The organism is Pseudomonas benzopyrenica (genome assembly GCF_036884265.1).
GTDB classification, from domain to species: Bacteria; Pseudomonadota; Gammaproteobacteria; order Pseudomonadales; family Pseudomonadaceae; genus Chryseomonas; species Chryseomonas benzopyrenica.
This window is the reverse complement of sequence record NZ_CP145723.1, coordinates 4,125,732-4,139,126: the sequence shown is the minus strand read 5'-3', so window position 1 is coordinate 4,139,126 and position 13,395 is coordinate 4,125,732. Positions and strand designations below refer to the sequence as shown.

Here is a 13,395-nt window from a genome sequence, read left to right as displayed (position 1 = left end):
TGCTTGCATGCCTGACAAGGACTTACGATGCACGATCCCGTCGCGGCCGGTCTCCGGCTCGCTCCCGATGAGCTGACCCGCCCTTTCGCTCCCGAACAATTCTCCTTTGCCGATACCGATCAGCTCGAACCCTTCCGCGGCATCCTAGGCCAGGAGCGCGCGGTCGAAGCCCTGCAGTTCGGGGTGGCCATGCCGCGGCCCGGCTACAACGTCTTTGTCATGGGCGAGCCGGGCACCGGTCGCTTCTCCTTCGTGCAACGCTATCTCAAGGCCGAGGCCAAGCGGCAGCCGACGCCCAACGACTGGGTGTACCTGAATCATTTCGAAGAGCCGCGCGCACCGGGTGCCCTGGAGTTGCCGCCCGGCGAGGGCGAGGCCTTCGTGGCCGACATGGCCCATTTCATCGACAACCTGCTGGCCACCTTTCCGGCGGTGTTCGAACACCCGGCGTTCCAGCAGAAGAAGAACGCGATCGAGCGTGCCTTCAACCAGCGCTACGACCAGGCCCTGGACGTGGTGGAAAAGCTCGCCCTGGAAAAGGAGATCGCCCTCTACCGCGACGCCAATAATGTCGCCTTCACCCCCATGAAGGACGGCAAGGCGCTGGATGAGGCCGACTTCGCCCAGTTGCCCGAAGCCGAGCGCGAGCGTTTCCACGCCGATATCTCCAGCCTCGAAGAACGCCTCAACGAAGAACTGTCCAGCCTGCCGCAATGGCGGCGCGAGTCGAGCAACCAGCTGCGGGCGCTGAACGAGGACACCATCATCCAGGCCCTGCAGCCGCTGCTGGCGCCCTTGTCGGAGAAGTACAACGACAACCCCGGGGTCTGCGCCTATCTGCAGGCCATGCAGGTGGATCTGCTCAAGACGGTGGTCGAGCAACTGGCCGACGACGCCAAGCCCGACATGCAGCGGCGCAAGGAATTGCGCGAGCAGTACGAGCCCAATCTGATCATCGGCCACCACGTCACCGGCGGTGCGCCCGTGGTGTTCGAGTCCCACCCGACCTACGACAATCTCTTCGGTCGCATCGAGTACCAATCCGATCAGGGTGCGCTCTACACCAACTATCGCCAGCTGCGCCCGGGCGCCTTGCATCGTGCCAATGGCGGCTTCCTCATCGTCGAAGCCGACAAGCTGTTGACCGAGCCTTTCGTCTGGGACGCGCTCAAGCGTGCCCTGCATTCGCGCCAGCTGAAGATGGAATCGCCACTGGCCGAGCTGGGGCGCCTCACCGCCATGAGCCTGGCGCCCCAGCAGATCCCGCTGCAGCTCAAGGTCATCATCATCGGCTCGCGCAACATCTACTACACCCTGCAGGAGCTGGATTCGGACTTCCAGGAGATGTTCCGGGTGCTGGTGGACTTCGACGAAGAACTGCCGCTGCGCGATGAGAGCCTGGAGCAGTTCGCCCAGTTGCTCAAGACGCGCACCTCGGAAGAGGGCATGGCGCCCCTGACCTCGGCGGCCGTGGCCCGTCTGGCCACCTACAGTGCCCGGTTGGCCGAGCACCAGGGGCGGCTGTCAGCGCGTATCGGCGATCTGTTCCAACTGGTCAGCGAAGCCGATTTCATCCGCCATCTGGCCGGGGACGAGCGCACCGACAAGGGCCATGTCGAGCGCGCGCTCAAGGCCAAGGAAACCCGCACCGGACGCGTCTGTGCCCGGGTGCTGGACGACATGCTCACCGGGCTCATCCTCATCGACACCCAGGGCGCCGCAGTGGGCAAGTGCAACGGCCTGACGGTGCTGGAAGTGGCCGATTCCGCCTTTGGCATGCCGGCGCGCATCTCGGCCACCGTCTATCCGGGCGCCAGCGGCATCCTCGACATCGAGCGCGAGGTCAGCCTGGGCCAGCCCATCCACTCCAAGGGGGTGATGATCCTGACCGGCTACCTGGGGAGTCGCTATGCCCAGGAATTCCCTCTGTCGATCTCGGCCAGCATCGCCCTGGAACAGTCCTATGGCTACGTCGATGGCGACAGTGCCTCCCTGGGCGAGGCCTGTACCCTGATCTCCGCGCTGTCGCGCACGCCGCTCAAGCAGTGCTTCGCCATCACCGGCTCCATCAACCAGTTCGGCGAGGTCCAGCCGGTCGGCGGCGTGAACGAGAAGATCGAAGGCTTCTTCCGCCTCTGCCAAGCCCGCGGCCTGACCGGCGAGCAGGGCGTGATCATCCCGCGCGCCAATGTCACCAACCTGATGCTCGACGAAACCGTGTTGGAAGCGGTCCGTGAAGGGCTGTTCCATGTCTATGCCGTACGTCAGGCGGACGAGGCCCTGTCGCTGCTGGTGGGCGAGCCGGCCGGGGCGCCTGATGCCAAGGGCCGCTTCCCCGACGGCAGCGTCAATGCGCGCGTGGTACAGCGTCTCAAGGAAATCGCCGAGCTCGAGCTGGAAGATGAACTGGCCGACAAACTCAGTGATAACTCCAAGGCAAAAGGGAAAAACAACGAAGCGGAGGAGAACTGAGGTCCAGGGGGCAGGTCGGATTTTGTACAAGGCGTCGCAGCCCAAGTAGCACGGCGCCCAGACCCGCTTGCCCCCTGTTGACCAACAGGGTTGTCCACAGCCTTTGTGGATACCTCTGGCCTAGGACCGGCGAGCATTGAGCGCTTCGAGAGGATGACGCCATGTCCCGCACCATTACCCTGATCCGTCCCTGCCTGGGCCTCGTCACCCGTATCGAATGCGAAATCAAACCGCTCGGTCAGGAACAGGGCCTCTGGACCCTGCTGTGCGCTGCCGGCCTCAATGGCCAGCAGCCCACCGCCATCAAGGCCCAGGGGCCTTTCCACGGGCCCAAGGCGGCCGAAGGCGTCATGACCGCCATCGCCGAGAACCTGGTCGAACAGGGCTACATCCAGGTTGAAGAGACCCAGATCTGGCGCCTGCACATGCAGAGTGAGCTGCGCAAGATGAATGGCGAACGCGCCCATCAGCAGGTTCGCTTCCAGGTCGGTCCCGACGCCTGAGCAACGGTACAACCTGCCGCATTGGTCCGTCCGCAACGCCCCGGTATACTCGCCCGGCCCTGGTAAACCGAGCGAGTCTGCATGGAACGTCTGATCGAAAAAGCCCTTTACGCCTCCCGCTGGCTGCTGGCGCCCATCTATCTGGGATTGTCGTTGGCGCTGGTTCTGCTGGCGCTCAAGTTCTTTCAGGAAGTCTTCCACGTCCTGCCGCATATCTTCGAATCCACCGAAGCCGAGCTGATCCTGCTGGTGCTGTCGCTCATCGACATGGCGCTGGTGGGTGGTCTGCTGGTCATGGTGATGATCTCCGGCTATGAGAACTTCGTGTCCCAGCTGGACATCGACGAAGGGTCGGAAAAGCTCAGCTGGCTGGGCAAGATGGATTCGGGGTCGCTCAAGAACAAGGTGGCCGCCTCCATCGTCGCCATCTCCTCGATCCACCTGCTGCGCATCTTCATGGATGCCCAGAACACCAATCCCGAATACCTCAAGTGGTACGTGATCATTCACCTAGTGTTCGTGGTCTCGGCCTTCGCCATGGGTTACCTGGATCGGCTGACCAAGCACTGACCGGCAGGGCGGCCACTCGTCCGCCGTCGGCAGCTTTCGCTTACGCTTTGTGGATTGCGCCGTTGCGCTTGCCTGTCCTAGGTTGTCGAACGCTCACAGCTGCCAATCGACGTCATCCCGGATGTCGATCTCGACCCGGAGGTTCCCATGCAATTGCCGGAATTGACCCAGCGCGCCCAGGCCGGCGAGGTCCGTGAACTCAACCTGCTGTCCATCGAGGGTGGCTTCTATGTGCTCGAGGTGCTCACCCAGGACGGTCGCACGCGGCTGACCGGACGGGACGGGCACTTCTACCGCCTGGGCTCGGCCGCCCAGGCACGCCGCCTGCTGGCCGATCTGCCGGCACTGCCGTGCTTTCTCATCCAGCACAGCGCCTACGACGAGATGGTCGGCATGGCGCCACGCTCGGCCGAGCCGCTGAAGATCCCGCTGAACTACCGGAACGCCTCTTGAGCGAGGGCGCCGTCCGGCGCCTGCTACCGGTCTTCGGCGATCAGCTGTCGCCCCAGCTGGCGTCCCTGCGCGACGCCGATCCCGCGCAGGACGTCTTGCTGCTCGCCGAGGTCATGAGCGAGGCCAGCTATGTGCCTCACCATCCGCGCAAGATCGCCCTGATCTTCAGTGCCATGCGCCATTTCGCCATCGAGATGCGCGCGCGTGGCTTCCAGGTCCACTACCGTACCCTGGACGACCCGGACAACCAGGGCTCGCTGCCGGCCGAGATCGCCTGCTGGGTCAGGGCGTCGGGCGCGCACGAGGTCCATCTGACCGAGACCGGCGAATGGCGACTGGAGCAGGCGCTGCACGGGCTCGATCTGGCGGTGCCTGTGCGCTGGCACGGCGACGACTGATTTCTCTGCAGTCGCGCCGCCTTCGCCCGCTGGGCCGGAACCCGCACCGAATTGCGCATGGAGGCCTTCTACCGCGGCATGCGCCGGCGCCACGGCTGGCTGATGGAGGGACCAGACGAGCCTTGCGGTGGCGTCTGGAATCTGGACAAGGACAATCGCAAGGCGCTGCCCAGGGGCCATCCTGTTCCCGAGCCCTTCAGCTGTCCGCCCGATGCCTGTACCCAAGAAGTGCTCAAGCTGGTCGGGCAGCGCTTCGCTCACCACTATGGCCGGCTCGACGGCTTCGACTATCCGGTGACCCGCGCGGATGCCGAGTGCCTCTGGCGGCACTTCCTGGATGCAGGGCTGCGCGACTTCGGTACCTACCAGGACGCCATGGCCCGCGGCGAGCCCTATCTGCATCACGCCCGGATCAGTGCGGCGCTCAATATCGGGCTGCTGGACCTGCGCCAGCTCTGCGCGGAGGTGGATGCCGCTTATCGTGAGGGGAGGGCGCCGCTCAACAGCGCCGAGGGCTTCCTGCGCCAGCTGATCGGCTGGCGGGAGTATGTCCATGGCGTCTACTGGCTGCGCATGCCCGAGTATCGGGAGCTCAACGTACTCGGCAATACCCGGGCGCTACCGGACTTCTACTGGACCGGAGCCACTGACATGGCTTGCATGCGCGAGGCCATCGGCCAGACTCTGGCGCTGGGCTACGCCCACCATATCCAGCGGTTGATGGTCACCGGCAACTTCGCCCTGCTGGCCGGTATCGCGCCCCAGGCCATCGGCGAGTGGTATCTGGCGGTCTACCTGGATGCCTTCGAGTGGGTCGAGCTGCCCAATACCCAGGCCATGGTGATGCATGCGGACGGTGGCTATCTGGCGAGCAAGCCCTATTGCGCCAGCGGCCAGTACATCCGTCGCCAGTCCGACTACTGCAAGGGCTGCCACTATCAGGTCGGCGAGGCCCTGGGCGAGCGGGCCTGCCCCTTCAATGCCCTCTACTGGCATTTCCTGATCCGCCATCGCGAGCGGTTCGCCCATTATCCGCGCATGCTCAATCTCTATCGCAATCTCGATCGCCAGGCCCCGGAGCGGCAGCAGGCCCTCTGGCAACGGGGCGAGGCCCTGCTGGCGCGTCTCGACGCGGGAGAATCCCTATGAAGAAGGGTGACCTGCCCACCAAGCTCTGTCCGGTCTGCCAGCGGCCCTTCACCTGGCGCAAGAAGTGGGAGCGCAGCTGGGACGAGGTGCGCTACTGCTCCGAGCGCTGTCGCCGGCAGCGCGGCAACCTGGGCGGCGGCGAGCCAGGTTCCTGATGTGCTAGGCTCGGCTCCTTTTTTCACGATGGAAAGGCTGCTATGAACGACATCCTGCTCGATACCGACGAAGCTCGCGTCAGCTACGGCATTGGCCGCCAGCTGGGCGATCAGCTGCGCCAGAATCCGGTCCCCGGCATGCAGCTGGCAGCCGTGCTCGCCGGTCTCAACGAGGCCTTCGACGGCCAGGAGTCCCGGGTGGACGTCGAGTCGCTGAATGCCAGCTTCCGCGTCATCCGCGAGCGCATGCAGGCAGAAGCCCAGGCCAAGGCCGCCGCAGCGGCCCAGGAAGGCGTCGACTACCTGAAGGCCAACGCCGAGCGCCCTGACGTCGTGGTGCTGCCATCCGGTCTGCAATATGAAGTGCTCACCCAAGGTGAGGGCGCTACGCCAACTCGCGAAGACCAGGTACGCACCCACTACCATGGCACCCTCATCGACGGCAGCGTGTTCGACAGCTCCTACCAGCGCGGCCAGCCGGCCGAGTTTCCGGTGGGCGGCGTGATCGCCGGCTGGACCGAAGCCCTGCAACTGATGCCCGCCGGTAGCAAGTGGCGCCTGCATGTGCCCAGCGAACTGGCCTATGGCGCCCAGGGCGTCGGCGGCATCCCGCCGCACAGCGTGCTGGTGTTCGACGTCGAGTTGCTCGACGTTCTCTAACGCTAGCAGTCCAGGCGTAGCGCCTCGTTTTCCGGGCGCAGCGCCAGGGCGTAGCTGAACAGGAAGACCTGGCGGATCTGCTCCTTCACCACCCGCGGTTCGCTGGAAGTGAGGCTGTGCAGATCCAGCTCGCCCAGGTCCTTGAGTTCTTCCAGGGCCGTCTCGTCCAACTCCGCGCAAACCTGGCCGGTTTCCCGATTGAGGATGCGCAGATAGGGATGAGGCCGGTCCAGCCAGGCGTCGATCAGATAAGTCATGGCAAGGCTCCTGCTGTGCTATTTATGAGAATAATTCTTATTCAATAAATAGCAAGGGATTACCTGACTTTTTTGGTCGGACATGAAAAAGCCCGCAGTCTGACGACGGCGGGCTCGATCGGTCGGCGCAAGCGTCAGTGAGTCCGGGCCACCGAGAAACGACCCAGGTCGGCGAGGGCGTCGCGATATTCGCTGGCGGGCAGGGCGTCCAGGCAGGCGATGGCCCGCTCGGCGAATTCCTGCGCCTTGCGCGCCGTGTAGTCGAGGGCGCCGGCGGCTTCGACGGCGGCACGTACGCTTTCCAGGTCCTGGCTGCCGCCCTGGCGGATCGCTTGGCGCACCAGCGCCGCCTGTTCGGCAGTGCCTTCGCGCATGGTCACGATCAGCGGCAGGGTCGGCTTGCCCTCGGCGAGGTCGTCACCGACGTTCTTGCCCAGGGCCACGGCGTCGCCTTGGTAGTCCAGCAGGTCATCCACCAACTGGAAGGCCACGCCCAGGTGATCGCCATAGCGGCGCAGGGCTTCGGCCTGCTCGGCGTTGGCGCCGGCCAGGATCGCCGCGCTGTGGGTGGAGGCTTCGAAGAGCATGGCGGTCTTGCCGCGGATGACCTCCATGTAGATCTCTTCGGTGGTGCTGGCGTCACGGATCTTCGACAGCTGCAGTACCTCGCCTTCGGCGATGACGCGGGTCGCCTGGGAGATGATGCGCATCACCTCCATTGAGCCCAGCGCCACCATCATCTCGAAGGAGCGGGCATAGAGGAAATCGCCGACCAGGACGCTGGGGGCATTGCCCCAGAGGGCGTTGGCGGTGGAGCGGCCGCGGCGCATCCCCGAGGCATCGACGACATCGTCGTGCAGCAGGGTGGAGGTGTGCAGGAATTCGATGGTAGCCGCCAGCAGCTGCAGATCGTGGTCGGCGCGCCCGAGGGCCTTGCCGGTCAGCAGCACCAGCAGCGGACGCAGGCGTTTGCCGCCGGCGGAGACGATGTAGTCGCCAATCTTCTCGACCAGCGGCACGCGCGAGGTCAGCTGCTGGCGGATGATGCCGTCTACGGCGGCGAAATCGTCCGTCACCACGCGATAGAAGGACTGGGATTGCTGCGTCATTGAGAGGTGTCCACTGGAGGTCCGGGCAATATTCAGGCGGCCGGATGGCGCATGACCGCCAGACTATGCCCTAGGGACCGGCACCAGTGCCATGCCCAGGGATTGCCATCGCGCTCCCGCGGCTCGCCGCTCCTGCCGATTCGGCTGGGCACCGGCCCGGCATGGCCGCTGAACGAGGTTGCGCGGCATGCTAGGGGTGGGGTGGGGGACTGTCAAGGCGCGGGCGGGCGGCTCTTGCCTCCGGGCCTTGGCTTGCGTAGAATCGCGGGCCCTGAACATTCCTAGGGTTAACCCCCTGTCTTACGCAATTGCGCGGCGCTCCTTCCGGTCCCGTGCAGCCATGCCGGTCGACGATACCTCTTATAAAGCACCGGGTGAGCAGGTTTAACGGAGATTTACCATGTCCTACGCAGTTATCGTTACCGGTGGCAAGCAATACAAGGTCGCCGAAGGCGAGTACCTGAAGGTCGAGAAACTCGACATCGCCACCGGTGAAACCGTCACCTTCGACCAGGTTCTGCTGGTTGGCAACGGTGACGACGTCAAGATCGGTCTGCCGGTCGTTGATGGTGCCAAAGTGACCGCCGAAGTGACCGCCCAGGGCCGTCACGACAAGGTCACCATCATCAAATTCCGTCGTCGTAAGCATCACATGAAGCGTCAGGGCCACCGTCAGTGGTTCACTGAAATCAAGATCACTGGCATCCAGGCCTGATCTCGCCTCTAACGGAGAATTGACTCATGGCACACAAAAAAGCGGGTGGTTCTACTCGTAACGGTCGCGATTCCGAAAGCAAACGCCTTGGCGTGAAGCTGTACGGCGGCCAGGTCGTCAAGGCCGGCAACATCATCGTGCGTCAGCGCGGCACCCAGTACCATGCCGGTTACGGCGTGGGCCTCGGCAAGGATCACACCCTGTTCGCGAAAGTGGACGGCGTGATCAAGTTCGACGTGAAGGGCGCCTTTGGCCGTCGTTACGTGAGCATCGTCGCCGCCGCCTAAGGCCCGTGACGAAAGAAAAGCCCTGTCTACCCGACGGGGCTTTTTCGTTTGTAGTTAAGCTATTTCCCTTGTAGTTAAGCTATTTCCTTGTTTGCAGCGGCCCGCGAGCGCGGGAGGTCCAGATGAAATTCGTCGATGAAGTATCCATACACGTAAAAGCGGGTGACGGCGGCAACGGCATGATGAGTTTCCGCCGGGAGAAATTCATCGAGAAGGGTGGCCCCAATGGCGGTGACGGCGGCGATGGCGGGTCGATCTGGCTCGAAGCCGACATCAACCTGAACACCCTGGTCGATTACCGTTACACCCGGCGTTTCACCGCGCAGAACGGTGAGAAGGGCGGGAGCACCGAGTGCACCGGCGCTAAGGGTGAGGACCTGGTGTTGCCAGTTCCCGTGGGCACCACGGTGATCGATGCGGCGACCCAGGAGATCATCGGCGACCTGACCCAGCCCGGTCAGCGCATCCGTGTTGTCCAGGGCGGTTGGCACGGCCTGGGCAACACTCGGTTCAAGTCCAGTACCAATCGCGCGCCGCGGCAGACCACCCCCGGCAAGCCCGGTGAAGAGCGTGATCTCAAGCTGGAGCTCAAGGTGCTGGCGGACATCGGTCTGCTCGGCCTGCCCAATGCCGGCAAGAGCACCTTCATCCGTGCGGTGTCGGCCGCCAAGCCTAAAGTGGCGGACTATCCCTTCACCACCCTGGTGCCGAACCTGGGCGTGGTCAGCGTCGGGCGTTTCAAGAGCTTCGTGGTCGCCGACATTCCGGGCCTGATCGAAGGCGCTTCCGAAGGCGCCGGTCTGGGGATTCGTTTCCTCAAGCACCTGGCGCGCACCCGGCTGCTGCTGCACCTCGTCGACATGGCGCCCCTGGACGAGAGCGATCCGGCCGAGGCTGCCGAGACCATCATCAACGAGCTGACCAAGTTCAGCCCGGCGCTGGGCGAGCGTGATCGCTGGCTGGTGCTTAACAAGGCCGACCAGCTGCTCGATGACGAGCGCGAAGAACGCCTCAAGGCGGTGGTCGAGCGACTGGACTGGCAGGGCCCGGTCTTCGTCATCTCCGCCCTGGAGCGGGAAGGCACCGAGCAGCTCTGCCAGGCGATCATGCAGTACCTCGACGAGCGTACCCTGCGCCTTGCCGAGGATCCGGCCTATGCCGAGGCGCTGGAAGAACTCGATCAGCGCATCGAGGACGAGGCGCGTGCGCGGCTGCAGGCGCTGGATGACCAGCGTGCGCTGCGTCGTTCCGGGGTCAAGGCGGTGGACGATGCCGATGACGACTTCGATGACGAAGACGACGGCGACGGTCCGGAAATCTTCTACGTACGGTAAGAAAGGAGCTTGCCCATGCGTGATCAGGTGTCTGGCGCCCAGCGCTGGGTGGTGAAGATCGGTAGTGCCCTGCTGACCGACGACGGTCGTTGCCTGGACGGCGGGGCCATGGCCGGCTGGGTCGAGCAGATGGTGGCGCTGCACCAGGCCGGCATCGAGCTGGTGCTGGTCTCTTCGGGGGCGGTGGCGGCTGGTATGAGTCGGCTCGGCTGGGCGCAGCGCCCGACCGCCATCAACGAGTTGCAGGCCGCGGCGGCGGTGGGGCAGATGGGGCTGGTGCAGGCCTGGGAATCCAGTTTCGCCGAGCATCAGGTGCAGACCGCGCAGATCCTGCTCACCCATGACGACCTGTCCGATCGCAAGCGCTATCTCAATGCCCGCAGCACCCTGCGCACCCTGGTGAGCCTGGGTGTGGTGCCGGTGATCAACGAGAACGATACCGTCGTGACCGACGAGATCCGCTTTGGCGACAACGACACCCTGGCTGCCCTGGTGGCCAACCTGGTCGAGGCCGATCTGCTGGTCATCCTCACCGATCGCGATGGCATGTTCGACGCCGATCCGCGCAACAATCCCGACGCCAGCCTCATCAGCGAGGCGCGCGCCGACGATCCGGCCCTGGATCTGGTCGCTGGCGGTACCGGCGGCGCCCTGGGGCGTGGCGGCATGCAGACCAAGCTGCGCGCGGCTCGTCTCGCGGCGCGCTCCGGTGCCTATACCGTCATCGTCGGTGGCCGTATCCAGCAGGTGCTCAGTCGCCTGCAGCAGGGCGAGCAGCTGGGCACCCTGCTGTCACCCGAGCGCGGCCTGGTGGCGGCGCGCAAGCAGTGGCTGGCCGGGCATTTGCAGGTGCGTGGCACCCTGCGCCTGGACGCCGGTGCGGTGCAGGCCCTGGTGGGCGGGCATCGTAGTCTGCTGCCGGTGGGTGTGCGGGAGTTGGAGGGCAGCTTTCGGCGTGGCGAGATGGTCGCCTGCGTCGGTCCGGATGGGTGCGAAGTGGCGCGTGGTCTGGTCAACTACAGTGCGACCGAGGCGCGACGCATCCTGGGAAGACCTTCGGATGCCATCGTCGTCGAGTTGGGTTACGTCTACGAGCCCGAGCTGATCCATCGGGACAATCTGGTCCTGGTCTGACGATCGTCGATCCTGGCGCCTCTTCGGAGGCGTTGTGTTCTCAAATCGCAGGCAATAAAAAACCGGCCGAGGCCGGTTTTTTATTCGAACGCTGATCAGGCGGCGGCGGGGGTAGCCAGGGCCTTGATGTGAGCGTTCAGGCGGCTCTTGTGGCGAGCGGCCTTGTTCTTGTCGATGATGCCCTTGTCGGCCATGCGGTCGATGACCGGAACGGCAGCGATATAGGCGGACTTGGCTTTTTCCAGGTCCTTGGCGTCGATCGCCTTGACGACGTTCTTGATGTAGGTGCGCACCATGGAGCGCAGGCTCGCATTGTGGCTGCGACGCTTCTCAGCCTGTTTGGCGCGTTTTTTGGCGGAGGGGGAGTTAGCCACCGTGGAGCTCCTTCGAAAAAGACTGTATTGGGTACAGAGCGAACTCTGTAGCGAGTACAGAGCTAAATTAAGGTCGCGAATCTTGACGCCCCTGGCGGCGGCTGTCAAGGCTGTCTGGATGGATATCCGGCTGGTCGCCGATGAAGTGCGTCGTTACACTCGATCGCTTGTGCCCATCGCGCGACTGCGCTCACGCGCATCTTTCGTCACCTCCCGCTGCGTTCACCGAGTGCTCTCTCAGTCATGAATCTGCTCAAGTCCCTGGCCGCCGTCAGCTCCATGACCATGCTGTCCCGCGTGCTGGGTTTCGTGCGCGACACCATCGTCGCCCGCACCTTTGGCGCCGGCATGGCCACCGATGCCTTTTTCGTCGCCTTCAAGCTGCCCAATCTCTTGCGGCGTATCTTCGCCGAGGGCGCCTTCTCCCAGGCCTTCGTACCCATCCTGGCCGAATACAAGGCCCAGCAGGGCGAGGAGGCCACCCGCACCTTCCTGGCCTACGTCAGCGGCCTGCTGACCCTGGTGCTGGCCGTGGTCACGGTGCTGGGCATGCTGGCTGCGCCCCTGGTGATCTGGATCACCGCGCCGGGTTTCGCCGACACCCCGGAGAAATTCGCCCTCACCTCCAGCCTGCTGCGGGTGACCTTTCCCTACATCCTGCTGATCTCCCTGGCGTCCCTGGCCGGCGCCGTGCTCAACACCTGGAACAGGTTCAGCGTACCGGCCTTCGTGCCGACCCTGCTCAACATCAGCATGATCATCTTCGCGCTGTTCCTGACGCCCTATTTCGATCCGCCGATCATGGCGTTGGCCTGGGCGACCCTGGTGGGTGGCCTGGCGCAGTTCCTCTATCAGCTGCCGCACCTCAAGCGCATCGGCATGCTGGTGCTGCCGCGGCTGAATCTGCGCGACGCCGGTGTCTGGCGGGTCATGAAACAGATGGGGCCGGCGATCCTCGGGGTCTCGGTCAGCCAGATCTCGCTGATCATCAACACCATCTTCGCCTCCTTCCTGGCCGCCGGCTCGGTGTCCTGGATGTACTACGCCGATCGCCTCATGGAATTGCCCTCGGGGGTACTCGGCGTGGCCCTGGGGACCATCCTGTTGCCGGCGCTGTCGCGGACCTATGCCAAGGCCGATCGCCAGGAATACTCGCGGCTGCTCGACTGGGGCCTGCGGCTGTGCTTCCTGCTGGTGCTGCCCTGTTCCGCGGCCCTGGCGCTGCTGTCCGAGCCGCTGACCGTCTCGCTGTTCCAGTACGGTCGCTTCGATGCCCATGACGCCCTGATGACCCAGCGGGCGCTGGTTGCCTATGCCGTGGGACTGCTCGGCATCATCCTGGTCAAGGTGCTGGCGCCGGGCTTCTATGCTCAGCAGAACATCAAGACGCCGGTAAAGATCGCCATCTTCACCCTGGCGGTGACCCAGGTGCTCAACCTGATCCTGATCGGGCCGCTGCAGCACGTCGGCCTGGCCTTGGCCATAGGTCTGGCGGCCTGTCTCAACGCCGGCCTTTTATTCTGGCAATTGCGCCGCCATAACCTGTTCATTCCCCAGGCCGGCTGGACGGGCTTCCTGCTGCGACTGCTGATCGCGGTGGCGGTGATGAGCGCCGTCCTGTTCGGCCTGATGCAGCTGCTGCCCAGTTGGAGCGAAGGGCTGATGTGGCAGCGCCTGCTGCGTCTGGGCGGCCTGGTCGCGGCGGGCGTACTGGCCTATTTCGCCAGCCTGTTCCTGCTCGGTTTCCGCCTGCGCGACTTCAATCGGCGGGCGGTGCTGTGATTGCACAAGGCCGGGTGTGCGCCTGTCCTCGCGGCGGGCATCC

At 64.4% G+C, this 13,395-nt stretch carries 14 protein-coding genes and 1 pseudogene; 12 read left to right on the top strand and 3 right to left on the bottom strand.

Annotated features, from left to right (window positions below; all coding sequences use genetic code 11):
* Positions 1-27 precede the first annotated feature (27 nt).
* From V6W80_RS19660 to V6W80_RS19630, 7 genes and pseudogenes are all read left to right on the top strand, one after another.
* The gene (locus V6W80_RS19660) at positions 28-2,472 is read left to right on the top strand and encodes a Lon protease family protein (RefSeq protein ID WP_017640866.1); all 2,445 of its coding nucleotides are present in this window, start codon (positions 28-30) and stop codon (positions 2,470-2,472) included.
* Between the two features lie 161 nt (positions 2,473-2,633).
* Positions 2,634-2,975 (top strand): hypothetical protein, encoded by a 342-nt coding sequence (locus V6W80_RS19655; protein WP_007160783.1) that lies wholly within the window; start codon positions 2,634-2,636, stop codon positions 2,973-2,975.
* A gap of 81 nt (positions 2,976-3,056) precedes the next feature.
* The gene (locus V6W80_RS19650; RefSeq protein ID WP_017640865.1) at positions 3,057-3,545 is read left to right on the top strand and encodes a TIGR00645 family protein; all 489 of its coding nucleotides are present in this window, start codon (positions 3,057-3,059) and stop codon (positions 3,543-3,545) included.
* A gap of 147 nt (positions 3,546-3,692) precedes the next feature.
* Positions 3,693-3,998 carry a DUF6482 family protein gene (locus tag V6W80_RS19645; protein WP_064308082.1) on the top strand — a complete coding sequence of 102 codons (306 nt, stop codon included), beginning with the start codon at positions 3,693-3,695 and terminating at the stop codon, positions 3,996-3,998.
* A pseudogene (locus V6W80_RS19640) lies at positions 3,995-5,545 on the top strand (cryptochrome/photolyase family protein). Before V6W80_RS19645 ends, V6W80_RS19640 begins: the two are co-directional and overlap by 4 nt.
* Entirely contained in the window at positions 5,542-5,700 is a 159-nt protein-coding gene (locus V6W80_RS19635; protein WP_231355983.1) for a DUF2256 domain-containing protein, read from the top strand. Before V6W80_RS19640 ends, V6W80_RS19635 begins: the two are co-directional and overlap by 4 nt.
* 42 nt (positions 5,701-5,742) lie before the next feature.
* Positions 5,743-6,360, top strand: coding sequence for an FKBP-type peptidyl-prolyl cis-trans isomerase (locus V6W80_RS19630; RefSeq protein WP_338545158.1), 618 nt, complete (start codon positions 5,743-5,745; stop codon positions 6,358-6,360).
* Positions 6,361-6,362: 2 nt separating this feature from the next.
* On the opposite strand, the gene V6W80_RS19625 is transcribed toward V6W80_RS19630, so the two are convergent.
* Both V6W80_RS19625 and V6W80_RS19620 read right to left on the bottom strand, forming a co-directional pair.
* Entirely contained in the window at positions 6,363-6,617 is a 255-nt protein-coding gene (locus V6W80_RS19625; RefSeq protein WP_308709318.1) for a PA4570 family protein, read from the bottom strand.
* A gap of 134 nt (positions 6,618-6,751) precedes the next feature.
* The gene (locus tag V6W80_RS19620; protein ID WP_338545156.1) at positions 6,752-7,726 is read right to left on the bottom strand and encodes a polyprenyl synthetase family protein; all 975 of its coding nucleotides are present in this window, start codon (positions 7,724-7,726) and stop codon (positions 6,752-6,754) included.
* Positions 7,727-8,126: 400 nt separating this feature from the next.
* Between V6W80_RS19620 and rplU the strand changes: the two genes are divergently transcribed.
* From rplU to proB, 4 genes are all read left to right on the top strand, one after another.
* Positions 8,127-8,441 (top strand): 50S ribosomal protein L21, encoded by a 315-nt coding sequence (rplU, locus tag V6W80_RS19615; protein ID WP_007160791.1) that lies wholly within the window; start codon positions 8,127-8,129, stop codon positions 8,439-8,441.
* Between the two features lie 26 nt (positions 8,442-8,467).
* On the top strand, positions 8,468-8,728 hold the full coding sequence (gene rpmA / locus V6W80_RS19610; RefSeq protein ID WP_007160792.1) for a 50S ribosomal protein L27: 261 nt from the start codon (positions 8,468-8,470) through the stop codon (positions 8,726-8,728).
* A gap of 122 nt (positions 8,729-8,850) precedes the next feature.
* Positions 8,851-10,062 (top strand): Obg family GTPase CgtA, encoded by a 1,212-nt coding sequence (gene cgtA, locus V6W80_RS19605; protein ID WP_017640857.1) that lies wholly within the window; start codon positions 8,851-8,853, stop codon positions 10,060-10,062.
* A 15-nt stretch (positions 10,063-10,077) separates the two neighbouring features.
* The gene (proB, locus tag V6W80_RS19600; RefSeq protein WP_338545155.1) at positions 10,078-11,196 is read left to right on the top strand and encodes a glutamate 5-kinase; all 1,119 of its coding nucleotides are present in this window, start codon (positions 10,078-10,080) and stop codon (positions 11,194-11,196) included.
* A gap of 95 nt (positions 11,197-11,291) precedes the next feature.
* Here the strand turns inward: proB and rpsT are convergent, their stop codons facing one another.
* Positions 11,292-11,570, bottom strand: coding sequence for a 30S ribosomal protein S20 (gene rpsT, locus V6W80_RS19595; RefSeq protein ID WP_017640855.1), 279 nt, complete (start codon positions 11,568-11,570; stop codon positions 11,292-11,294).
* Between the two features lie 243 nt (positions 11,571-11,813).
* On the opposite strand from rpsT, the gene murJ reads away from it, so the two are divergent.
* The gene (gene murJ / locus V6W80_RS19590; protein WP_017640854.1) at positions 11,814-13,352 is read left to right on the top strand and encodes a murein biosynthesis integral membrane protein MurJ; all 1,539 of its coding nucleotides are present in this window, start codon (positions 11,814-11,816) and stop codon (positions 13,350-13,352) included.
* Positions 13,353-13,395: the final 43 nt, after the last annotated feature.

Coding starts and splice junctions, on each gene's coding strand:
- V6W80_RS19660 (WP_017640866.1), top strand. CDS start 28: ATGCACGATCCCGTCGCGGCCGGTCTCCGGCTCGCTCCCGATGAGCTG.
- V6W80_RS19655 (WP_007160783.1), top strand. CDS start 2,634: ATGTCCCGCACCATTACCCTGATCCGTCCCTGCCTGGGCCTCGTCACC.
- V6W80_RS19650 (WP_017640865.1), top strand. CDS start 3,057: ATGGAACGTCTGATCGAAAAAGCCCTTTACGCCTCCCGCTGGCTGCTG.
- V6W80_RS19645 (WP_064308082.1), top strand. CDS start 3,693: ATGCAATTGCCGGAATTGACCCAGCGCGCCCAGGCCGGCGAGGTCCGT.
- V6W80_RS19635 (WP_231355983.1), top strand. CDS start 5,542: ATGAAGAAGGGTGACCTGCCCACCAAGCTCTGTCCGGTCTGCCAGCGG.
- V6W80_RS19630 (WP_338545158.1), top strand. CDS start 5,743: ATGAACGACATCCTGCTCGATACCGACGAAGCTCGCGTCAGCTACGGC.
- V6W80_RS19625 (WP_308709318.1), bottom strand. CDS start 6,617: ATGACTTATCTGATCGACGCCTGGCTGGACCGGCCTCATCCCTATCTG.
- V6W80_RS19620 (WP_338545156.1), bottom strand. CDS start 7,726: ATGACGCAGCAATCCCAGTCCTTCTATCGCGTGGTGACGGACGATTTC.
- rplU (WP_007160791.1), top strand. CDS start 8,127: ATGTCCTACGCAGTTATCGTTACCGGTGGCAAGCAATACAAGGTCGCC.
- rpmA (WP_007160792.1), top strand. CDS start 8,468: ATGGCACACAAAAAAGCGGGTGGTTCTACTCGTAACGGTCGCGATTCC.
- cgtA (WP_017640857.1), top strand. CDS start 8,851: ATGAAATTCGTCGATGAAGTATCCATACACGTAAAAGCGGGTGACGGC.
- proB (WP_338545155.1), top strand. CDS start 10,078: ATGCGTGATCAGGTGTCTGGCGCCCAGCGCTGGGTGGTGAAGATCGGT.
- murJ (WP_017640854.1), top strand. CDS start 11,814: ATGAATCTGCTCAAGTCCCTGGCCGCCGTCAGCTCCATGACCATGCTG.